Annotated in this window: 28 protein-coding genes and 1 pseudogene; 7 read left to right on the forward strand and 22 right to left on the reverse strand. The window is 66.3% G+C overall.

The window, feature by feature from the left end; genetic code table 11:
* The coding region (locus tag ACIA76_RS40745) for a lipase family protein (RefSeq protein WP_397160449.1) at positions 1-851 on the forward strand (851 nt) is incomplete at its 5' end.
* Positions 852-913: 62 nt separating this feature from the next.
* On the forward strand, positions 914-1,123 hold the full coding sequence (locus tag ACIA76_RS40750) for a hypothetical protein (RefSeq protein ID WP_397160451.1): 210 nt from the start codon (positions 914-916) through the stop codon (positions 1,121-1,123).
* Here ACIA76_RS40750 and ACIA76_RS40755 read toward each other — a convergent pair.
* From ACIA76_RS40755 to ACIA76_RS40805, 11 genes and pseudogenes are all read right to left on the reverse strand, one after another.
* Positions 1,124-1,330 (reverse strand): annotated as a pseudogene (locus ACIA76_RS40755) (Fe-S cluster assembly protein HesB); the annotation flags it as partial. It lies immediately after the preceding gene.
* 25 nt (positions 1,331-1,355) lie between these two features.
* A complete protein-coding gene (locus ACIA76_RS40760) occupies positions 1,356-1,973 on the reverse strand; it encodes a hypothetical protein (RefSeq protein WP_397160453.1) in 618 nt (205 codons plus the stop codon).
* Positions 1,957-2,601 (reverse strand): hypothetical protein, encoded by a 645-nt coding sequence (locus tag ACIA76_RS40765; RefSeq protein ID WP_397160455.1) that lies wholly within the window; start codon positions 2,599-2,601, stop codon positions 1,957-1,959. Before ACIA76_RS40765 ends, ACIA76_RS40760 begins: the two co-directional genes overlap by 17 nt.
* 43 nt (positions 2,602-2,644) lie before the next feature.
* Complete coding sequence (locus ACIA76_RS40770) at positions 2,645-3,751, reverse strand: LGFP repeat-containing protein (protein WP_397160457.1); 1,107 nt, start codon at positions 3,749-3,751, stop codon at positions 2,645-2,647.
* A 34-nt stretch (positions 3,752-3,785) separates the two neighbouring features.
* Positions 3,786-4,088, reverse strand: a complete 303-nt coding sequence (locus ACIA76_RS40775; protein WP_397160459.1) for a hypothetical protein — start codon at positions 4,086-4,088, stop codon at positions 3,786-3,788.
* A 591-nt stretch (positions 4,089-4,679) separates the two neighbouring features.
* Entirely contained in the window at positions 4,680-5,537 is an 858-nt protein-coding gene (locus ACIA76_RS40780) for a hypothetical protein (RefSeq protein ID WP_397160462.1), read from the reverse strand.
* 82 nt (positions 5,538-5,619) lie between these two features.
* Positions 5,620-6,030: a hypothetical protein gene (locus ACIA76_RS40785; RefSeq protein WP_397160464.1), complete on the reverse strand. Its 411-nt coding sequence runs from the start codon at positions 6,028-6,030 to the stop codon at positions 5,620-5,622.
* Positions 6,027-6,290 carry a hypothetical protein gene (locus tag ACIA76_RS40790; RefSeq protein WP_397160466.1) on the reverse strand — a complete coding sequence of 88 codons (264 nt, stop codon included), beginning with the start codon at positions 6,288-6,290 and terminating at the stop codon, positions 6,027-6,029. The genes ACIA76_RS40785 and ACIA76_RS40790 overlap by 4 nt, the downstream gene beginning before the upstream one ends.
* A gap of 5 nt (positions 6,291-6,295) precedes the next feature.
* Positions 6,296-6,658: a hypothetical protein gene (locus ACIA76_RS40795; RefSeq protein ID WP_397160468.1), complete on the reverse strand. Its 363-nt coding sequence runs from the start codon at positions 6,656-6,658 to the stop codon at positions 6,296-6,298.
* Complete coding sequence (locus tag ACIA76_RS40800) at positions 6,655-7,224, reverse strand: hypothetical protein (protein WP_397160470.1); 570 nt, start codon at positions 7,222-7,224, stop codon at positions 6,655-6,657. The genes ACIA76_RS40795 and ACIA76_RS40800 overlap by 4 nt, the downstream gene beginning before the upstream one ends.
* Positions 7,221-7,469: a hypothetical protein gene (locus tag ACIA76_RS40805; protein WP_397160473.1), complete on the reverse strand. Its 249-nt coding sequence runs from the start codon at positions 7,467-7,469 to the stop codon at positions 7,221-7,223. Before ACIA76_RS40805 ends, ACIA76_RS40800 begins: the two co-directional genes overlap by 4 nt.
* Before the next feature lie 352 nt (positions 7,470-7,821).
* On the opposite strand from ACIA76_RS40805, the gene ACIA76_RS40810 reads away from it, so the two are divergent.
* Positions 7,822-8,280 carry a hypothetical protein gene (locus ACIA76_RS40810; protein WP_397160476.1) on the forward strand — a complete coding sequence of 153 codons (459 nt, stop codon included), beginning with the start codon at positions 7,822-7,824 and terminating at the stop codon, positions 8,278-8,280.
* A 23-nt stretch (positions 8,281-8,303) separates the two neighbouring features.
* Here the strand turns inward: ACIA76_RS40810 and ACIA76_RS40815 are convergent, their stop codons facing one another.
* The 9 genes from ACIA76_RS40815 to ACIA76_RS40855 all read right to left on the reverse strand — a co-directional run bounded on the left by ACIA76_RS40815 (position 8,304) and on the right by ACIA76_RS40855 (position 15,265).
* Positions 8,304-8,657, reverse strand: coding sequence for a hypothetical protein (locus ACIA76_RS40815; RefSeq protein ID WP_397160478.1), 354 nt, complete (start codon positions 8,655-8,657; stop codon positions 8,304-8,306).
* Between the two features lie 165 nt (positions 8,658-8,822).
* Positions 8,823-9,200: a hypothetical protein gene (locus ACIA76_RS40820; protein ID WP_397160480.1), complete on the reverse strand. Its 378-nt coding sequence runs from the start codon at positions 9,198-9,200 to the stop codon at positions 8,823-8,825.
* Positions 9,201-9,282: 82 nt separating this feature from the next.
* Positions 9,283-10,665 carry a phage major capsid protein gene (locus ACIA76_RS40825; protein ID WP_397160483.1) on the reverse strand — a complete coding sequence of 461 codons (1,383 nt, stop codon included), beginning with the start codon at positions 10,663-10,665 and terminating at the stop codon, positions 9,283-9,285.
* Between the two features lie 158 nt (positions 10,666-10,823).
* Positions 10,824-11,621: an HK97 family phage prohead protease gene (locus tag ACIA76_RS40830; RefSeq protein WP_397160485.1), complete on the reverse strand. Its 798-nt coding sequence runs from the start codon at positions 11,619-11,621 to the stop codon at positions 10,824-10,826.
* On the reverse strand, positions 11,608-12,858 hold the full coding sequence (locus ACIA76_RS40835; RefSeq protein ID WP_397160487.1) for a phage portal protein: 1,251 nt from the start codon (positions 12,856-12,858) through the stop codon (positions 11,608-11,610). The genes ACIA76_RS40830 and ACIA76_RS40835 overlap by 14 nt, the downstream gene beginning before the upstream one ends.
* Positions 12,855-13,022: a hypothetical protein gene (locus ACIA76_RS40840; RefSeq protein WP_397160489.1), complete on the reverse strand. Its 168-nt coding sequence runs from the start codon at positions 13,020-13,022 to the stop codon at positions 12,855-12,857. The genes ACIA76_RS40835 and ACIA76_RS40840 overlap by 4 nt, the downstream gene beginning before the upstream one ends.
* Complete coding sequence (locus ACIA76_RS40845; RefSeq protein WP_397160491.1) at positions 13,019-14,467, reverse strand: terminase large subunit domain-containing protein; 1,449 nt, start codon at positions 14,465-14,467, stop codon at positions 13,019-13,021. The genes ACIA76_RS40840 and ACIA76_RS40845 overlap by 4 nt, the downstream gene beginning before the upstream one ends.
* Before the next feature lie 73 nt (positions 14,468-14,540).
* Complete coding sequence (locus ACIA76_RS40850) at positions 14,541-14,837, reverse strand: hypothetical protein (protein WP_397160493.1); 297 nt, start codon at positions 14,835-14,837, stop codon at positions 14,541-14,543.
* Entirely contained in the window at positions 14,837-15,265 is a 429-nt protein-coding gene (locus tag ACIA76_RS40855) for a hypothetical protein (RefSeq protein ID WP_397160495.1), read from the reverse strand. The genes ACIA76_RS40850 and ACIA76_RS40855 overlap by 1 nt, the downstream gene beginning before the upstream one ends.
* 763 nt (positions 15,266-16,028) lie before the next feature.
* On the opposite strand from ACIA76_RS40855, the gene ACIA76_RS40860 reads away from it, so the two are divergent.
* The 4 genes from ACIA76_RS40860 to ACIA76_RS40875 all read left to right on the forward strand — a co-directional run bounded on the left by ACIA76_RS40860 (position 16,029) and on the right by ACIA76_RS40875 (position 18,013).
* Positions 16,029-16,310: a hypothetical protein gene (locus ACIA76_RS40860; protein WP_397160497.1), complete on the forward strand. Its 282-nt coding sequence runs from the start codon at positions 16,029-16,031 to the stop codon at positions 16,308-16,310.
* Positions 16,311-16,337: 27 nt separating this feature from the next.
* Positions 16,338-16,646, forward strand: coding sequence for a hypothetical protein (locus ACIA76_RS40865; RefSeq protein ID WP_397160499.1), 309 nt, complete (start codon positions 16,338-16,340; stop codon positions 16,644-16,646).
* Between the two features lie 338 nt (positions 16,647-16,984).
* On the forward strand, positions 16,985-17,206 hold the full coding sequence (locus ACIA76_RS40870) for a hypothetical protein (protein ID WP_397160501.1): 222 nt from the start codon (positions 16,985-16,987) through the stop codon (positions 17,204-17,206).
* A 234-nt stretch (positions 17,207-17,440) separates the two neighbouring features.
* Positions 17,441-18,013 carry a hypothetical protein gene (locus ACIA76_RS40875; protein ID WP_397160503.1) on the forward strand — a complete coding sequence of 191 codons (573 nt, stop codon included), beginning with the start codon at positions 17,441-17,443 and terminating at the stop codon, positions 18,011-18,013.
* A gap of 326 nt (positions 18,014-18,339) precedes the next feature.
* On the opposite strand, the gene ACIA76_RS40880 is transcribed toward ACIA76_RS40875, so the two are convergent.
* Positions 18,340-19,590, reverse strand: coding sequence for a DNA modification methylase (locus tag ACIA76_RS40880; protein WP_397160505.1), 1,251 nt, complete (start codon positions 19,588-19,590; stop codon positions 18,340-18,342).
* Positions 19,591-19,756: 166 nt separating this feature from the next.
* The gene (locus tag ACIA76_RS40885) at positions 19,757-20,035 is read right to left on the reverse strand and encodes an HNH endonuclease (RefSeq protein ID WP_397160506.1); all 279 of its coding nucleotides are present in this window, start codon (positions 20,033-20,035) and stop codon (positions 19,757-19,759) included.
* Positions 20,036-20,253: the final 218 nt, after the last annotated feature.

The following is a 20,253-nucleotide window of genomic DNA, read 5'->3' on the forward strand; positions in this document are numbered from 1 at the left end:
CCGACATGGCGTTCGGATCGGGCCCGCTGAACGCACGGATCACCCTGGACAGCATTCGCGCGGTGGAGAACTTCGCGCCGATGGGCTTGAACGGGGCCGGCACGAAGGTCGCGCTGGCCGGATACTCCGGCGGCGCGATCGCGACCGGTCACGCCGCGGAGCTGCATGCCTCCTATGCGCCCGAGCTGAACATCGTCGGAACCTCGGAGGGAGGAATCCCCGCCGATCTGCGGGCCATGGTGCATCTGGCCAACGGCAACCTCGGCTCGGGAGTGGTGCTGGCCGGAGTGTTCGGCGCCGCACGCGAATACCCGGAACTCGGCGCCTATCTGGACCAGCACATGAGCCCGGTACTGAAGGCGCTGCGACCGGTGAACACCTCGCTGTGTCAGGTATGGCAAGGACTCGTGCTGCCGTTCCTGCCCTACGAGCAGATGTTCGACGTTCCCGATCCCTTGCACGACACGGTGCCGAGTCAGGTGTTCGACCAGATCCGCATGGGCCATGCGGTGCCGGATATGCCGATGTTCATGTACAACGCCAATCCGGACTGGATCGTCCCCGTGGGCCCGGTCAACGACCTGGTGAACACCTACTGCCGCGATCCGAAGGCGAGGGTGCAGTACACCCGCGACCACTTCAGTGAGCACGTCACACTGTTGTTCGTCGGCATGGCGCAGGAATTCATCTGGCTGAAGGACCGCTTCGACGGGGTCCCGGTGCAACCGGGATGCGATATCCGCGACGAAGGATCAATGCTGCTGGACCCCAAGAGCTGGCCGGTCTGGCTGCAGGTCGCCGGCACCGCGCTCGCCGCGGCCGTTCAACAACCCATCGGCCACCACTACTGATTTAGCAGTCGCTATGTCGTCACACGAAACGGTCGGTCAATGTCAACGCGGCCGCCTACGTCATGTGCCTGAAGGGCGTCACGCACTTCACCCCGTTCGACGACGTGGCGCACAACGCCACCTCCGGCATCAGTCTGGCCTGGCTGCGCTACCTCGTCGACGGCGACCCCACGGCCGCGAGCTACTCCGTCGGCCCGGACTGGAAGCTGCGCACCGACCCGGACGTCGACTACGCCCTGCGCAACGTCCGCGCCGCCCAACTGCCCGCCTGATCAGCCCTTCTTCGCGGCGGCCTTGGCCTGCTTCTTGAATTCGCGGACCTGGGACAAGGATTCGGTGTCGCGCACATCGGCGACCGAGCGGCGCGAACCCTGCTCGCCGTACGCGCCCGCGGCCTCGCGCCAGCCGTTCGGTTCGACGCCGAGCTGTTTACCCAACAGTGCCAGGAAGATTCGCGCCTTCGGATCACCGAAACCGGGTTACTCGACCGACTATCGCCAAAAGTCATGACATTCGCCGGACGTGGTTCCACGAAACTGTGTGTGCGAGTTCGCGGGCGGCTGCCTCCACCTCATACCGCTGAGCTCTATCTTCGAGCCAAAGCTGGTAGAGCCGGTTGCTTTCTGCGATAGCCGTGACTTCGGTTGTGATGGTGTCATCGTCGCGTACCACTGGATGTTTCATCATCGAGAGCCCAATGATGGGATGGACGATGTCGTCTCGGATGCGAGCTGTTATGACGCGGGCGTGAAGTGCCAGCGACTGCGCGCGTTCCGTCGGTGTCGGTCCTCCGAGTTCGTGAAGTACAGCTTTGGCACGGTCGTAACGATTTGAGAGGCCGTAACCTTCGGCGGTGACAGTCAGGATCTGGGCAACCGGCGTGGCCAGGTCCCGGATGGCTGCGTGTGGCTCACGGTCACGCGCCCGCACGAACGCCCCGAACATGGCCGCGAAGGCGTCGCGGCTCTTGTCGGCGAGCGAGTTCCCCGCCAAGTCGAGCAACAGGAAATCAGTGAAGTCACGTATCAGAGGCGATTTCCGGCGGAGTGCGTTGGCTTCACCGACCGTGACGGCACCGGCCAACAGCAGCGACCTGATCGCGAGCTCATCCTCGAGGTGCATGACCCTCCGTCGCATCCGTCGGTGGAGTGGCGGGCCAGGAAACGGTGTGCGCGAGCGCGAGAATGTCGACCTCCGCCTGTGACCGTGAAGTCTGCTGTTCGATCCACTGATCGCGTAGCCTGGCTCCTTCGTTGATGGCATCGATCTCCGGTGTCCGAGGATCGCGGTCGTGCTCCAATGGCCACGCCAGGTAGTCAATGCCGACGATCGGTGCGGTCACGCCGTCACGGATTCTGGCTGCCGCGACTCGCGTATGCAGTGCCAGCGCACACCCCCGGTCGCTTTCGGACGGGCCACCCAGCGTGCGGAGCACGTAGTCGGCCCGGCGTAGGCAATTGTCCAACGTGTAGCCGTCGGCGGCCGCGGCCAAGACCGCAGCCACCGACGTCGGCACCTCCTGAACCGCGGCTTGCGGTTCGCGTTGCAGCAGCTCGGTGTAGGACCTGAACGGGCCGACGAACAGGTTCTCGGCCGCTTCGCTGAGGGGTTGCATGCACAGCCGGTACAGCAGGGAATCCACGAGGTTCCGCTGTATCGGCGCACACCGACGCATCGACTCTGCTTCCGTCGCCGTCATCGCCCCGCGTTGCAACAGGCCGATGATCCGGCCGTCGTCATTTATCTCCATCACGTCCTACTCGGTCACCAGCCGTAAACGCACGGCGCCTATACTACTTTCTGTACCCTCGCGTGCACCCTCCCCAGTCCTTGCCGTCGTCCCCGCTCGGGAATGCCGTCACAATCCTGTTCTGCAGATCGTACACAATATACCCCCAATGCCCCTTGCGATTATCCCAGGCGATTCCCGAATTTCCATTTTTGGCGCCGTCCCATTTCAGGCCCCATGTGTAGGTGAGCGATAGGCACAACAAGAAATTGGATTGGTCGGCGTGCGCGTTGTGATTGTTATGTATATGGCGATACCTACCACAGGTTAGAGTGAGGTCACCCCATGCGCCGAGCTCGCCGACGGGCTTTAAAACCAGGACGATGTCGTCATCCCTCATGTAGCCATCCATACAAGCCTGCATATAGTAATAGGCATCGTGGTTGGGGTCAGGAGAACAATGAGCTGGGTCGTTGGCGTCGCAGTAGCCGTCGTGCGCAGGCTTGCGTGGATCCGGAGTGGTTCGGACCGCAAATGCACCCGACCTGGCCGCCCAAAATATGTAACCGTTCTCGAAACTGTTGTACCGTTTGTCGTCAGCCGGTTCTTCATCCGAAGTGGGGTATCCCAGCCAGCCTTGTTCCCACTTTTGTCGGCCCCATTCCCCGAAGATCGCACCGCCGATCGAGTAAGCATTGACAGGATTACGGGCGTTCCAGTAGATAGTGGAGCCAGTGAAATGCTGGCGGCGGCCGATTCTGTCGGGATTGGCGATCTCGTCGGTGGTGGGATAGCCGATGTAGCCGCCCTCCCAACCGTGCCGCGCCCAGGCGGCGAAGAAGTGGTTGACCACCGGGTGCGCTCCACCCTGGGGCGACCAGTAGATCGGGCCGTTCTGGAATTCGCTGCGTCTGCCGACACCGTCGGGATTGGTGAGCTCGTTCGATTTCGGCAGCAGTAGAAAGCTTCGGGGACCGCCGAGAGAGTTGTATTTGTCGCGGATCGCGCCGCATACCTCGAACGGTGCGGGCCAGTACACCTCACATCCCGGGGCGGCGCGCAGCATGCGCTGCTTCTCGATGCGGGCTTCCATGGTTTCGGCCTTGTCGGCGTCGGCCTTGGTGTATCCGTCGGGGATCTTCTCCCGGTCCGAGCGCATCTTTCCCGGCACGATCGTCTCGTTCGGGTGCTCGGTCGGCTTCCAGTCACCGCCTTCGGTCTTCGCAGGCGGGACCGAATTGGTGCCGGGCGCAGGCGATGTCGACGCGGGCGGGGCAGGCCTCGGTGGTGCCGGTGTAGCGGGCGCTGGCGAAGTTGTTGGTGGGACCGGGGCGTTGGTGGACGGTGCTGGTTGAGCCGGGGTGGCAGGTGCAGGCGGCGCGGGAGTGGTCGGTGCTGACGGTGTCGAGGTGACCGGCGGCTTGAGTGTGGTCGGCGGTGAGGTCGTCACCGATGGTGTCGGCGTGACCGACGGGGAGCCGGGTTCGGCGTGAGCGATGTTCCCGCACGCCAGAATCGTGAGCATGGCCGCGAGGGTGACGGCCTTCGCCGTCCACCTATGTCGGTGGACACGGCGCATCGGATGGTGCATGACAGTGATCAATCCTTGATGATTGGGTTGAACGCATGCAGGCCGCACCGATCCCCGCGCCGGATCCGCCTGAATACTGGAACACCGGAATTGATACCAACTGGACGAGCGATCAAGAAACCGGTTATGCCTCTACTAAACCTGGTTAAGCTGGACTAACCGAGAATCGACATGCCCTGAGGCCGAGAGCAAGCGCTGGCAACGACGGTGAGATTCCTTCTGCCGCAAGCGGAATCGCCAACCAAAGATTTTGGTCAAGATCGACCGGTGCGCTCATGCCGACACCCAAGAGTTCACCGGCGAACTAGATCATTGTTTCGCATCGTTTGGCATTGCGCACAAGGCCGATGCGCGGAGACTGTGCAGGCGTACCGGACAGAGCAGAAGCGGCAGGCTAAGACGTACATCAGACGCTAAGCACTCGGCAGGTCGCCGGGGTCGCAGCACTGGTCTGTTTCTGCGCTGTGGGTATCGGCCCCGGCGACCGACCATTACTGTAACTGCGGGATCAGGCCCCGGTCTTGGCTGTCGCAGCGGCGGTGACCGTGAGCTTCAGCGCCGTGCCGCCGGTCAGCCCGGACCCGCTACCGGTCAGCACACCGCCTGCCGACAGCGTGACCTGGTACGGGCCACCGGCCGAACCGGTGACGGTCACACCGCCCGCGCCCACACCCGGCAAGGCGGCCAGCGCGGAGCGCACAGCCGCGTTGACAGCGTCGAAAGCGATAGCAGCCGTGGGCTTTTCGTCGACCGCGAGGGTGAACTCGCCGCCGGTGGGTTTGCCGTCGAGGGTAACGGTCCACTGGGTCGGCGGGCGCCCGATGTGCACCCACTCGTACAAGGGGGTGCCGTCGACGTCTTCGAAGCACTCGACCGTCACCTGGTAGGCGATGGTCTCGGTGTGCACGATCTGCACGTCATCGATCGAGGTGATCTGCCCATCCGGGATCCAGATCCGCCGCAACGCGGTCGCCGAATCCAGGGTGTCGATCACCCACGAGGCGTGCGGCAGCGGTTTCTTGTTGTGGCGCACCTGGATCGAGGGCCCGCGGACGGTGACGTTGTCGTCGCCGTACACCGCGCGCAGCACCTCGGCGTTGATCGACTCCAGAAACGAGAACTGCAGGGTCAACGAATAGTCGGTCTGCAAGATCTTGACGACGTTGCCGCCGAAGGCTTTCTTCTTGTCGGTGTCACGCGACTCCGACATGGTGTAGCCGTCCTCGCCGATATAGCCGAGATCGACGAAGGTGGACGGTAATTTGCTGGTGGCGCTGGCCGGACCGGTAGTGCCGAGCGGAGCACGCAGCAGCGTGCCCGTCGCGCGCGGCATCGCGGCATAGACATTGGCGACCGAACTGGGCATGAAGCGGGGGATCCCTTTCCGAGGCGGCGGACCGGGCCTGCTCGAAAGGGGGTGCGGTGCCGAGGCATCCGCTGCTCGACCGCTAGGAAAGAACTCCGCGCAGGTCGAGAGAGATCGTGAATTGATACCGGGGACAGTGCGTATCGGGGTCTTCGTGGTTGACCGGTGCGCCGACGGTGGTGGCGGCGCGGATGCGGGGTTCGGTCGGGTCGCGGGCTGAGGCCAGCAGGATCGCGTGACACAGCTCGGCCAACTCGGCGGCGTCGGGTTCGCGGGTGTCCCAGCATTCGACGATCACCGTGCGCGCGGCGAGTACCAGCCGGTCGTTGCCGCCACCAGCGGCGGACACGCGCACCAGGCGCGGCGGGCGCGGATCGGGAATCCGTGTGGCGATCCACGCGGGATCGGCGCGGGCGCTCAGCTGTGCGGTGAGGTAGGCGACGACCACGGCCTCCACGGCCGGGAACACCACCAGCTGAGGCGATTCGGTCATCGTCCTCGCGCGGAATCGAGCGACTTGACCAGAGTGTTGTCGCGGGCATTGCGGCGCGCGGCCTTCGCGGTGGTGGGGAAGACCGTGACTCGCCAGCGGCCCTCCGGGCGGCGCTGGCCCTGACCCGATTTCATCGCGAACCCGTCCCCAGCAGACGCGATGACGCGGCGGCCGCGGGCTTCGAGATTGCGCACCAGCCCGCGCATGCGGCGCAGGTTGTAGTGGGCGTTGGGATCCCACTTCATCTTCGGTTTCGGCATTGCTGTTATCCGTCCACTTTCTTCAGTCGGATCACCGACCCCGGTGCCCAGTCGAACGGCCCGTGGCTGTAATCGGCTGTCTCGCCGATGATTTCGAATCGTCCGGCCAGACCAGCGGGTAAGTCGATGAGATCTCGGGGGCCGGGGGTGAACCCGGGTGCGGCGTACAGGTCGACCTCGGTGACCACGCGGGTGTGGCCGGGCAGTGCCGGCTCGGTCGAGGCGACCGGCGCCCACCCGTACACCCACGCCGGCGCGCCAGGCTCAGCCAGCGCGGGCTCGAACACCTCGACCGGATTGCCGTGGGCGTCGAGCGCGCCAGCGTGGTGTCGGTGGTGACCGATCACCTTGCGTGGTCGCATTCTCATGCGACCGGGACCACCCGGTAGGGGCCGAGCTGATCACGTTCGGCCACCGTCAGATTGATCCCGCCGATCGAGCCGTCGGCGGCGACGGTGAGCTGCTCGGAGAACGGGCCCGCAGTGTGCGCTTTCACGGTGGTGGCGGGAGTGTCCTTGGCGCGCTTGGCAATCCCGAGCACGACCCCGGTCACCACTGGCGGCACCATCGGCCAGCCGTGGGTCACCTGCACCTGCACACTGTTCTCGCGGCGGGTCCACCGGTGGCCGCGGTGCAGGTATCCCGCGCGGGACCATCGCACCCGCGCCAGCTCGACCGCCACGCCATGCTCGGCGACGGAGTGGACGGCGAGCAGCCGCAGGGTGGGCAGCATGAGGATGTGCTCGCCGGAGCCGTCCACGGTGAGGGTTTCGGTGACGGTCGGGGCGATGTGCCAGCCGCACCAGTCCCGCACCAGCGCGTTCGCGTTCGCGATCGCCAGCTCCGGGCTCCCGGCCTCGTACTCGGCCAGCTCCCGCACACCAGCCAGCGGCGGCAGCGGATCCGTAACTGGCAGGGGCTCAGTGGGATTCACTCTCGGTCTGCCGCCGTGGTCTCTGGTAGCGGCTCGGCCGCCGCGCGGGTCTTCGTGCCACGAGCGCGGCGCGGGGCGTCGTCAACCGGCGCCGGGGTCGCGGCGGCGGGTGCGGGGTCGTGGCCGAATCGTGCGCGCAGCACGGCGGCGATCCGGTCGGCCTCGCCGGTACGTCCGGCCGCGTGGGCACGCTGGTACTGCTCAAGGTAGGCGCGGCGGTAGTCGGCTTCGATATCACGGGACATCAGGCAGTGGCTCCCATCGTGGGGTTACGGGTGAGGTCAGCGATCGGCGTTGTTCCCGGATGCCGAGATGGCAGGTATGCCGCGAGAGTGTTTGGCGTCCAAGCCTTCTCGTGCTTGCGACGGAGACAGAGCCCACCTCACAGGCGGAGCAGACGGCGTTGCCGGGGAATTCACGTATCCGAATCGTCGCGTTCAGCGAAGACACCACGACTCGGCCGAACGACCGCCTACCGTGACGTGTGGCCGTAATAGTTTGGGCCAGTGGGGATTTCGCGGCTCAACCCGTGATCGCGGCCGGACACCGCACAACCCTCGTGCGTCTTGGGGGAAGCATGAAACCGAAAGGATTGTCGTGTCTCTTCGCGTGAAACATCTACTCGTCCTGGTGTTGCTGGCACTGTTCCCGATGCTGGCGTCACCCTCGCTGGCGAGCGCCGGGCAGCAGGCCGTGTCGGTCGGCTGGTCGCAACCGGCCGCCGAGCAGCCCCGTGTGCCGGAGCCGCCGTCGGCATGTCGTGGCTTCGTGCACTTCTACGCCTGGTCGGGCCAGCCGGTGGACAACTGGCAGGCGCGGGTGGCCGGTACCGACCTCGACAAGCTGGTCAACGACGACTCCGGCGTCGCCTTCATCGAGGTCACCGACAACAACGGCCGCCACGACCCGATCAAGATCTGGTGGGACAACCGCGGGCATCCGCTGAACTACCTGATCAGCATGTCCGGGCAGAACCCGTCGGTGTACGTCTCGGTCCTCAACCACAACGAGTCCTACGTCGGGTGCGGCGAAACCATCACCGTCAACCACCCCTGACCGATCGCTGCGCTGAACTCGGCTCAGTCGCCGGGTTCAGCGCGGCGCGGGGCAGAGTCGTCCAACGTCTGGATCATGACATCGGCCCCCACATCGCGGCCCAGATCCCACCGGAACGACATGGCGTGCGCCGACGCCTGCCGCACATGCGACTCGGCCACTTGCAATTTCGACTCATCGGTCGCGGGAAGTGTTGCACCACACTGGCGTTCGATCTCGGCCACCCAATCAGCCAGCGCGGACAACGACGCGGCCACCGCACCCATGCAGTCGTACAGTTCCCGGGGCGTGGCGGCGGCCTCGTCGGCCGGTACCCGATCCCGCAGCACCGCTTCCACCTCGGCGATCCTCTTGATATTGGGAACTGCGGTAACCATCTCGCATCCTCACGGTCGGGTCTCGGCGATCAGCATCCAGCGGTCCCCGCACACGATACCGGCGATACCCAGGACCGTCTCCACGATCTCCGGCCACCCCTGTCGCACCGTGCTGGGCCTTGCGGACCGGTGCAATCCGCAAGGCCACCAGCACAGCTCAGCCGATTACAGCGGCTCGCCGGTACTCGGGTCGACACCCGCCGGAGTCGTACCCGGTTCCGCGCTCGGCTGATCGGTACCCGGCTCGGTGCTGGGCTGATCGGTGTCCGGCTCGGTGCTGGGCTGATCGGTGTCCGGCTTGTCGGTGCCCGGCTCGGTGACCGGCTGGTCGGGCACGACGGCATCCAGGTCATCGACCAGCGCCTTCAGCGCGGTGAAATCCGCCTTCCCACCGGTCTTTTCCAGCTGGTCGATCTTGCCGAGGATCTCGGTCTTGACCTTGGTCAGCTGGGCGGTGATGGCGTCGATGGTGTCCTGATTACTCAATGGATCTCCTACCATTTCGATGGTCAGATCACCGGCGGTGATCATCAAATGCCGCACGGCATTTCCCTCCAGTCCTGTCGGGGGGCTTCAAGTCCCGGCCGCAGCCGGGCACACGCCTGCACCGGCGAGGTGCAGGGGATTAGTGGGTGAAGTCGGGTGTGGTGAGTCCGCCGATCTCGACGATCGACTGCGGATACCGGGCCGCGGTGAACGCGATGTACCCGTACACCTGCAGCCGAGTGGTGAGCGTGGCCGAGCGCGGGGACGGGAAAACCCTTGTGCGGATACCGGATTCGTACAGGCGCAGATCCGAGGCGCGCATAACGAGGATGGCGTCCTCATCGGTCTTCGCACCCAGATTCGTGGGCAGGTTCGGGTCGGTCACCACCGGCAGCCCATGCAGCGACCCGACCACCTGTTCGGCGGCAACGGCACCGAGGGTGCCGAGCGCGTTGGCGGGTGAATTCTGCGCCGGCGCCACCAGCGGGCGCATGTGCTCATCCAGTCGCGACAGGAACCACGCCCACCGTCGCGGGTGCATCGCGATCACAGTGGGTGGCTGGAAGCGGGTGGTGTGGATGCGCTGGATCGCGTCCGCGATCGCCCCGTACACCCCTTGAACCGTCGGTGTGGCGGTGATGGTCTGGATGCCTTGGGTGTGGCGGATGCCCAGGACCTGTCCGGCGGTGCCGGAGCCACCGATGGTCTGCATGTCGAGTTTGGTGGCGTAATCAGCGATCAGGTCGGAGAAGATGATCTGGTCGAAGGTGATCGGCGACTGATCGAGCAGCTGCACGGCGATGTCCTGCTGGCCCGCGATCGTACGTACCGGCGCGGACACGTAGGTGTCGGCCAGATCGGTGTCGGAGACCTGGGTGTTGTCCCCGGCCTGGATATCTGTCGACGTGCCGGAGGCGACCTTCGGGATGTTCAGCGAATCGGTCCCCGGCGGCAGCACATCCGACATGGCCAGGTTGGCCACTGCCCGGCCTGCGCGGGCCAGGTCGAGGAATTGGTTCATCAGCCACACGGGCGGGACGAAGAATCCGCCGTGGCCGTCGGTGCGATCCAGATCCCGGTACTCGGTGTTGCGCGCGACCTCGTCGCCATGGCGGCGCAGCCGGGTTTCGGCGGCGCCATCGGCGTCCATCCGGAAGCTGAATCGGATCAGGTCCTGGATATAGGAGTGGCCGCCACCGCGCGTATACGTGGCCGGTTCGCCGCCCACCTGCACGTGCGCTTGGGCCCGGCGCAGGGCGCGGGTGCCTTCCTCGACGCGGCGGGTGCGTTCGATCTCGTCGGTGATCTCCGCGATCCGCTCATCGATCGTGCACAGGTCGTCGTCGGTGGTCTTGAGTTGGTCGGTCAGCTCCCGGAAGGTGCGGTCTTCGTCCTCGGTGAGGTCTTCGCGGACCTCGTCGGCGACCGTGGACAAGATCGCGTTCCGCTCGGCCAGCAGCTGCTCGCGCTGACCGGCACGCTGTTCTCGGGTAGCAATAAGCAGGCTCAGCCGCTTATCCATAGAAAACGACTCCTGGAAAATGTGGAGAAACAGGGGAATGGCGGCCAGTGCCAGGCCATTTCCGCCCAGTGCCAGGGCTTCGAGGGAGCCCCGCTCCAGTGCCAGGAGTCGGGAAAAGCGCTTGCGCGCTTGGGGATTAACTTGTGGACAGCTGTGGATTACTTCAAGTCGGTACCGTTGCCGAGGGTGATCAGCTCGGCGAGGCGCAGCGTCCGCTTCAGCGGCGTCACCACCGGCTGCGGCTCGGGTGAGGGCTCAGGTTCGGCGGGCCCTTCGGCCATAACAGGTTCGGGTGCCGGGGTGGGGTGCAGTTCGTGGTGCAGCCGCGCCAGCAGCTCGTGCGCGTCACCGATCCGATCCGGTCCCAGCGCACGGGCCTCGGTCAGAATCGACTCGAATTCCCTGCGGCTCAACATATCCAGCACACTGCGCAGGCTTGCCGCCCGCAGCGACGCGGTGGTGGCGGGGTTCGCGCCGAAGTTCACCACTGACACATCGCCCTTGTGCAGGCTGATCTCGGTGATGCGGCGCTCGGTCTGATCCTGGCTCCACACATCGTCTTTGACCCGGAACGCGAAGCTCATTTCGTCCATGTCGCCGCGCGCCATCTTCGTCTCCAGCCGCTGCACATCCGGATCACGCCGATCCAGATCCGCCTCCACCTGCAGACCGGTGCCGTCGGCCGCCAGGCGCAGAGTGCCGGATTTCGTTCTGGCCAGCGGCATCCCGTCGTGGTTGATCAGAAGATGCACGTCCGCGCGTTCTTTCAGCGTGCGGTCGAACGCGCCGGGGGCGACGATCTCGCTGAAACCGCCCGCGGCGGGGCCGCCGAAGATGTCATAGGCGTGGTCGAACACGCTCGCGTAGCCGCGTAGGACCAGGGTGTCGCCGGCACTGCGGAGTTCGACCTGGCGGGCGCTGTAGTCGCGGACTTCCCGCGAATCACGCAGTTTCATCTGAAGATCCACTCGGATCGTCCTCCTGTTCTGGCTGCCCGGCACCCGGCCCTGCGGGGTCGGTGGGGGTGGCGCCGAGGGGCCCGTAGTTGAGGGGCTGGATGTAGGTGTCGCCGCCCTCGATGGGTGGCAGGTCTTCCAGGGCACGGATCTCGTTCACCGACATCCAGCCCGCGGTCCGCGCCGAGGCATACGCGTCGTAGCGGGCCTTTTGATCACCCCGCAGCAGGCCACCGACGTTGAACCGCACGAACTGCCCGCGCGGAGTCAGATCCGACAGGGCGTCCTCGATGCAGGCCAGCCAGGGGCGTAGGGAGTAGGTGACGAATCCGATGCCCTGGGCCTCGATCCCGGCACCCCAGCTGGTGGAGCGTTCGGTGTCGCCGATCATGTGCGGCGGGATCCCGAACAGCATCGCGATCTCCCCGCGCTGAAACTTCCTGGTCTCCAGGAACTGGGACTCTTCGGGGGTGATGGAGATCGGCCGCCACTTCACCCCACCGGACAGGACGGCGGGGTGGCGGCGTCCGCCGTGGGAGGAGATCCATTGCTTCTGCAGATGGGTGGCCGCGTCTCCGGACAGCGCTTGATCGGTTTCCAGCACCGAGCTGGGGTTGGCGGATTCGCCGAACCAGCGGGCCCCGAACCGCTCTGCCGCGAGCCCGAGGCCGATGCCCTGGCGGGCTTGTTCGATCGGTGATATCCCGATCACGCTGCCCGGCAACACGAACCGGCGCAGATGCACGATCTCGGCGGCATCGACCGGCGTCCCGCACACCATGTAGGACAGGACGGCTCCGGTGGGGATCCCGCGGGCGTCGACACCGTGCACGACGACATCGTCGGGGTGCAGCGGGACCAGCCCGGTCGGATAGCCGGTCACCGGCTCTCGGGACATGACATACAGGTAGGCGTTGCCGCGCAACGCCAGCGACGCCACCAACTGCCACAACCACTCGAAACGCGTCCACCGCCGATCCGGCCGCGTCACCCACGCCGGTGGCGAAGGAACCTCTTGGCGGGTCGGGCCGCGCCGCCGGTACGCGTCCAGGGGCAGGGACGCGACCGCATCAGCGAGGATCCGCACACACGCGTACACCGTGAGGTGCTGCAGCGCAGTCCGTTCCGACACCGCCACCCCCGACTCCGACGCCCCCACCCAGTTCGGTGGGATCGCCGAGTCGGTCAGCGCCCGCTGCTCCATGCCCTCGTGCAGCAGCCACGACAAGAAGGTCACCGGCGCGCGGCCCCGCGCTTGACGCGCACCTCGAGGACCAGCAACAGGGCCCCGATCGCGAGCAGCGCGCCAACCCAGCCGAGCAGGCCCAGGCCCGCGCCGATCAACGCGAATCCGGCGATATCGAGCAGCAGCACGGTTTTCGGTCGCGTAGCGGTTGTCACTCGGGGTCCTCCCACAAGTCGTCGGGCCAGGCATGGATCTCGGGCAGCGGGTCACCGGGGACACCGAGCGCCCACAGCGCGGCGATCGCCGCGATCAGCGGGGCCGCGTCATGTGGGGACCGGCGCCGGTCGATTACCCACGCGTCACCCGCGGGTTTCGCCGCCGCCGTGGTGGCGGCCTTGTCCAGCCCGGGGTGCGGCAGATGCCGCAGGGCGCGGCGCTCGATCAGGTCGTAGGTTTGTCCGGTCGCGCGTCCGAGATCGGGTCCGGCCCAGGCGATCACCGGCAGCCCGGCCGTGGCGAGTTCGGTGAGCAGGCTGGAGACCGGTGCGCCGTTGGCTTGCAGCACGACGGCGTCGATGCGGTCACAGCGCTCGGTCAGCCAGCCGAGCACCCAGTCGGTGCCGGCGCGGTCGGCGGTGATCTCCACATGCGCGACACCGTCGGCGCGATGCCCGGCCAGCGCGATGTAGGCGCGGGATCGGTTCCAGGACACATCGATTCCGACGACATGCCGTGACCCGGGGGCGATGGCGGAGCGGGCGTCGAGGGTGGCCGCCCACGCGGTGGCGTCGAACGGTCCGGTGTCGACGGTTTCGATCCACCGGCACAGCACTTCGATCGAGAAGATCGCAGGCGGGTCGGTACGCAGCGCGGCGGCGATCGCACGTTCGGTGATCGTGCCCCACCCCATCGACGGATTCGCCTGCGCCCACGCATCCCGATCCCGGCGATCCGCGTTCGGGGGCGCGGACCACTCGAACAACCCGAGCGACTCGTCCTCATCCTCATCGTCGAGTTCGGTGTCGGCGGTGAGGTCCTCGCCCGCCAGATCGAGTGCGGCAGCGTCGGCGTCGCCGTCGGGCCACCCCAACGCCTGATGCGCGAGCGCACGCAGATACCGCAGCACGATCGACAGCGAGTCCCCGGCGTTGGAGAACCCCCACACCTGCGCGTGCGGGCGAGCCAGGGTGGTCTTGGTGGATGCACCCCACGCGTCCCACGATTGATGCTCACGCAGCTCATCGAGCAACACCAGGTCGCCGGAGAAACCGCGAGCGCCACGCCGTGAGGCCGCAGCGACCCGATACTGCTCCCCAGCCGTGAGGATCAGGGCCTTCTTGCCGTTGACCTTCGACACGTGCCGGATTCCCGCGTTCAGGTCGGGGACGGATTCGGCGATCTCGACCGCCTCACCCCAGGCTTTCTCGGCGTTGGCCAGGTCTTGGGCGGTGCCGATCACCGTGCGCGAACCGCGCACGTAGATGTGCCACAACGCCAAGATCAACATGCACAGCGTCTTGCCGTTCTGTCTCGCTATGAGGACGAGAACGGTGCGGAATCGGTACAGCCCGTCGGGCCGCAGCTCGAGGGCGTGGATGAACAGCCATTTCTGCCAGGGCAGCAACCGGATGCCGAGCGTGTGTTCGGCGAACTCGATCACCGAGAACCCGTGACTGGTCTCAGGCGTCAGTTCTCGCAGTGGCGGGGTGAAGATCCTCGGCTGTTCGCAGCCTCTACGCGGAGTGTCCAAACTCCCGGCGCAACCGGGTCAGCGTCGACTCGACCCGCCCGGAGTTGTTGTGCCCCAACGCGGTCCGCCCACCCGGAGTGCCCCCGAGCTCGGCGAGGGCGCGCAGCAGGTGCGGGCCCAGATAGAGGGCTTTGGTGGCGTCCTGGCCGCCTCGGGCGATCCCGGCCTCGATCTGCATCGCATACCGCAGCGCCAGATCCACACTCGCCTGGTCGGCCGGGGTGAGCCAGTCCATCTCGGCCACCGCGGCCGCGACCGACTCCGGCAACGAACCCGCCACTAGGAATCGACCGCCCGCAGCTGAATGGTGTTGTCGGCCTGCTGGTTTTCCTTGTTCTCCCGGGCGGCGGCCTTCACCGCCGCCAGGTAGTCCCCGACCCCGGTGCCGTCTCCGGCGGCGGCGCGGTCGGCGAGCACGTCGGCGCGCATCCGCATCACATCCAGGCCCTGGGCGACCGCTTTCGCGTCGCCCTGGCCGATCCGTTTCCACAACCCCAGCAGCATCGAATCCAAGCGCTCCAGATCCAGGCGGGCGCGGATGTCGGCGGTCTCCTCCCGCGCCCGCAGCGCGGTGGTCACCAGGTCGTAGGCCCGCGCCTCGGACACGCGCAGCTGCTCGGCGATCTTCGCGTAGGACACCCCCGCCTTGCGTAGTTGCAGAGCGTGTTGTGCGGCAACGGATTTCGGCGAATTCGAGATCGGTGTCACCCCTTCCCATGTCGGGCACGGCAGAGCTAACGTGGTGACCAGCAACAAGAACGGCGTGACGGGCGGCCAGCGCCCCACCGGCAACCACGGGTGCCGGGGTCCTCCGGTGCGAGTCCGGACACGTCGGCAGGGGCCGGGTCCGCCGGTCGAAACGGGTAGTGCCGTCGACCGGTGACGTGACTGTCGGTCGGCCGTGCCGGGCTCACCACCCGGACACGGTGTCACCTCCCGCGAGGGACGTGAGCCCGCCGGAACCGCAAGCACTGCTTCGGCGCCGGCGGTGACCTCCTTGACCAGAACCACGCAGGACCACAACGGTGATCACCACCGACGCCGAGATCACGGCACCGCCATCGGTGTGCGGAAACGACTCGACGAATCCCGTTGAACCGCTGGGGCATCCCCGGTAGCGTCGTCCACAACGGCCGACCGCCCACTCCCGCACCGGGGAGGGACGGTCGGTTCTCGTGTATCCGGGCACCACCGCTGCGGTGCGATGCGGTGCCCCGAATCGGTGTGGGGTCCGAGACTCGAACTCGGCGCACCACCCTGGAGGGCGGTTCCACCCCTGGCCCACCCCACCGTCCATCGACGGCGGGTCCAGCCCCCGGCCCAGGTTCCGGGAGCACGACGACAATAGCTCTGAATTTCGTTGCGCTACACCGATTTTCGCTATCACAAAGGTGTTGACTTCACCCGCCGGTCAGAGCGTTCATGGTGCGGCAAGCAACCACCCAGCAATGACCGAAGGAGCTGACACACCATGGACCTCGACCGCATCGGCATCATCCCCGACCGCGACCTCACCCTGGCCCGCCGCGCGGTGATCGACCGCGCGATCGCCCACCTACGCGGCACCGACCCCGCGGTCGTGCTCGCGCAGCTGGCCGACCCGGACCTGCGCCTGCACGACCACCTGCGCCGCGACCCGCAAGCTCTGGCGGCCTCGCTCGCCGACGGCCGCTTCGCCCGAGGCGGGCGGTTGTTCGGCGCGTACAAGGGCGCACAGCAGGTCCTGCGCGCTGCGGGCCTGCCCACCAACTGACCACCACCGACGTAGGGAGGGAACACGATGACCGAGAACCCGGACCGCGACCGGCGCAGCCAGGAGCGCGACGTCGAGTGGCGCGACGAGCCCGACCCCGACCGAGGGGACTGGATGGACTGGGAAGGCGTCACCATCCCCGACTGGGGCCACGCCCTGGTCGACGTGCGCGGCGGCACCGTACGGGTCGGAGTCTACGACGACATCAACGAGCGCGAGGCCCTGCTCACCCTGCCGCCCGAGCAAGCCATCGCGTTCGCCGACTGGGTCGTCTCGGCCGCCTACTCGGCGGCGGAGAACCTCGCCCGCATCCCACCCCGGCCACAACCGGACTGACCGACCCACCACGCCGCGTACCCCCGGGTGCGCGGCCGTCGCAGGCCGGATACTTCCGCGACGCCGAGGCGGTGGCGGTGGCCGCCTGGACGGTGGCCGTCGCGCGCGGTGGCCACCGGAACCTGCTGCACCCCGAGTAGCCATGCGTGCCTCACACCCGCCCGGACCGGGCGGGTGTTCTCGTCGGCTTCTTCGCATCAGATATCGGAATCTGTTTGCTACCAAGATATTTCGTCAATACGGTCACCCGGTTCCCACTTCACTTCCGGCAATACGAGAGCTATCGTTTCATCACCCAAGAGAAACACGAAACACACTGGAAGAGAAGGGAATTGGATATGCAGGTCGGTGGTCTGGTGTATTGGATCGGTGAGACGGGCGTCGATACCACAGTCGGCAAGATACTGGCGTACCCGGCGGTCGATCCGGACGGGGTCGCCGACTACGACGTCGCCGAGGTCCGGTGGGCCGACGGGGAATTCGAGGTGTGCCTGCTGCACGAGATCGCACCGGTGCCGGACCCGACCCCGGAGCAGCTCGCCGCCGTCGCCGCGTTCTAGCTAGTGGCTGCCTCACCGGCACCGGCCTGCACCCGATCACCACCTCGCCATGACGACTTCACGAATTGAAAGGTCTGCTGTCGGCCGACACTCCGAGCGACCACGGCGGGGTAACGCCACTCTCCGCGTACGATCCGCACCGCGTAGCTTGCTGCTTCTGTCGGCAAACCACGGATCGTTGCATTCTCGTCAAATGACCAGGGATTTCCGAGATCTGGAGGTTTCATGTTGCATATGCGGTCGGTATTCATGGCGGCGTTCATGGCGACGGCGGCCCTGCCCTTCGCGGCGGCAGGACACGCGGTTGCGGCCCCCACCCCGTGTAAAGCCGCTGACTCGATCACAGACCCCAAACTGGCGGATGCCCGCAGCGACATCCAAACCCTGTGCGACATGCCGGGCGTGAAGGCAAGCGATATCCCCGCCATCGTTTCCCATGCCGTTCGCGTTGATCTCCCCGAGTCCGTCAGCAGCACCGACCCCGCTGTTAGAAACGACAGAGATGTCGTGGATATTATCCAGAAAGATATGTTCGTCCCCATGTTCGCTATAGGGGTCGAGAAAAAGCTCAGCGGAGAAGAGTACGCACCACAAGACCTCCAGAACGACTTGGGGTATTTCGGGGAATGCAAAGGCAAAAAGGTCAGCTTTCCTGCTGAAACCGTAACGAAATTTTACCACGCGTTGAGGGCGCTGCCAGCTGTTCCCCATTTCAGTAGCTCAAAGGACGACGACCTCCTCCAGAAGATGATCGCACGCGGTGAGCATTCTGCTGTGGCGGACTGTGGCCAGAAGACGAGGTCGTAGGAGGATGTCGGTCGGCGCGCAGGCCTCGGGCAGGGTGGGGTCGTGAAGCGCGGATGTGGCGAGGGTGTTTCGGTGTGGCGCCGGAGCGGGCACGGTTTCTTACGGTAACGATCTTGGTTACTGGGGCTGACCTATGTTTGCGTGGTTGACCGATCAGCGCGAATTGGACGTTCTCCGTTCGCGGAGGTGAACCCAGCCGGTCTGATTCACCGTACGACCAGGTATTCGGACCAGCACGTACCTCGGATCGGACACACCGCAGCACCACACCGCAGCCAAGAGGCCGCCCATTCGACCAACTGCCGTTGCAGTACTTGCCGCCAGCGCTACCCCCGCGAGGCCGTGAAATCCACGGTCTCGCCGTCGTCGCGGACCGGGACAAGGCCGGTGTGCTCCTGGAAGCGGCGGCAGATCACGTCCGCGTAGCGCGGATCCAACTCCACCAGCCGCGCCGCCGACCCGTGCCCGTGGGCGGCCATCAGCGTCGACCCCGAACCACCGAACAGATCCAGCACCACCCCGCCCGGCCGCAGCGAATTCGCGAGCATGGCCTCGATCAGCGCGACCGGTTTCATCGTCGGGTGATCCCGGTTGGCGACCGGCTTGTCCACCTCGAACACCGTCGCGGCCGCGTCGTCGCCGAACCAGCGGTCCCCGCCACGCCCCAACCGGCCTTCGCCGCCGGGGATGAACCCGTACAGGATCGGCTCGTGTTTGTAGTGGTAGTCGCTACGGCCCATCACGATCGAGTTCTTCATCCACACCAGGTTCTGCCGCACCAACACCCCCGCCTGCCGCAGCGCCGCTTCGAATCGCACGCGTTCGGAGTCCGCGTGCGCGACATAGACCGGCGCACCAGGTTTCGCGACCGCGACCATCGAGGCGAACGCGCCGGAGAGTAGGTCGTCGAGGTCGGCGTTGCCGTCGTTGCGGATCCGCAGCGCGTCCTTGGTCTTACCGACGTAATCGACGCCGTAGGGCGGGTCGGTCCACACGCAGTCGGCCTGCCCACCGGCCATCAGTGCTTCGACCACCGAGTAGTCGGTGGCGTCACCGACGGCCAGGCGGTGGGGGCCGAGCTGCCAGATATCGCCCGGCACGCTGATCGCGTCCTCGGGCACATCGGGGACTTCCTCGGGATCGGTCTGGGTCTCGCGCGGGATGATGTCCGCGGCCAGCTTCTCGAAATCCTCTGGGCTGTACCCTGTCCCGGCCAGGTCGTCCAGCCCGTCGAGGAGTTCGTACAGGGCGCTGTAGTCGTAGTCGCCGAGGTCGGCGGTCCGGTTGTCGGCGGCCACGATCCGGCGCGCGGTCTGCTCGTCGACGTCGATCACCCCGGCCTCGACGCGCTCCCAGCCGAGCTGGCGGGCGGCGAGCAGGGTGTGGTTGCCCGCCAGCACCTCCATCGCCCGCCCCGTCAGTGTGCCCTCGTTCACGACGATGGGCCGGTACTGGCCCGTGTTCTGCAGCGAGGCGGCGATGGCGTCGATGTTGCCCCGGCGGGGGTTGCCGGCGAAGGTCTTCAGGTCGGTGACCGCCAGCGCGGCGAACCGGATCCCCGTCACAGGGGTACTCACGTATCGAATGTCCTTGTCAGAAGGGATATCTGTGGGCGCTCGCGCGCGCGTCGCGCGATGGGGGTAGCCCTCCGGGGGGAGAGTTCACTGCCGACGGGGAGTCGAGGAGCCGACCACGCCGAACTTTCGACCCGCCCCTCCCCCGCTGCCCCGAGGCTCATGGCGGTCAGAACTCCGATCGCACCCACGCACCTTCCGGTACGGGCTCAGCATTGCCGCGAGATCTGTTGCAGCGCACATGACTCGGCCGCACGTTGGCTGGCTCGAACGCCAGATGCGGGTGCGTGCTGACCGGATAGTAGTGATCGGCCTCGAACCCGTCCGGATCGAACCGCTTGGCGGTGTAGTCGATCGGCTGCTCGCACACCCAGCACGACAGTTCTTTCGTGCGGAGGTCGGCGACGAGGACCCGCCACCGGTAGGTCTGGCGCGGGTCCTTCGCCACCGGCACGGTCAGCCGAAGGTGACCGCGCTACCCAGCTCCACCGGTACACCGCCCGCGGAACCGCTGGCCAGCTGACCGGCAGCGATCAACCAGAGAATGAGCTGCAGAAACGCAGGCATGACAACACCTTTCACAGGAACTGAATTGAAAGAAGTCCCGGGCGAACCGGATCCGCGAGGACACGACGGGCAATCGACGCCGGTGTCACTGAGACCCGC

Source organism: Nocardia sp. NPDC051570 (genome assembly GCF_044454005.1).
In the GTDB taxonomy this organism is placed as follows: domain Bacteria; phylum Actinomycetota; class Actinomycetes; order Mycobacteriales; family Mycobacteriaceae; genus Nocardia.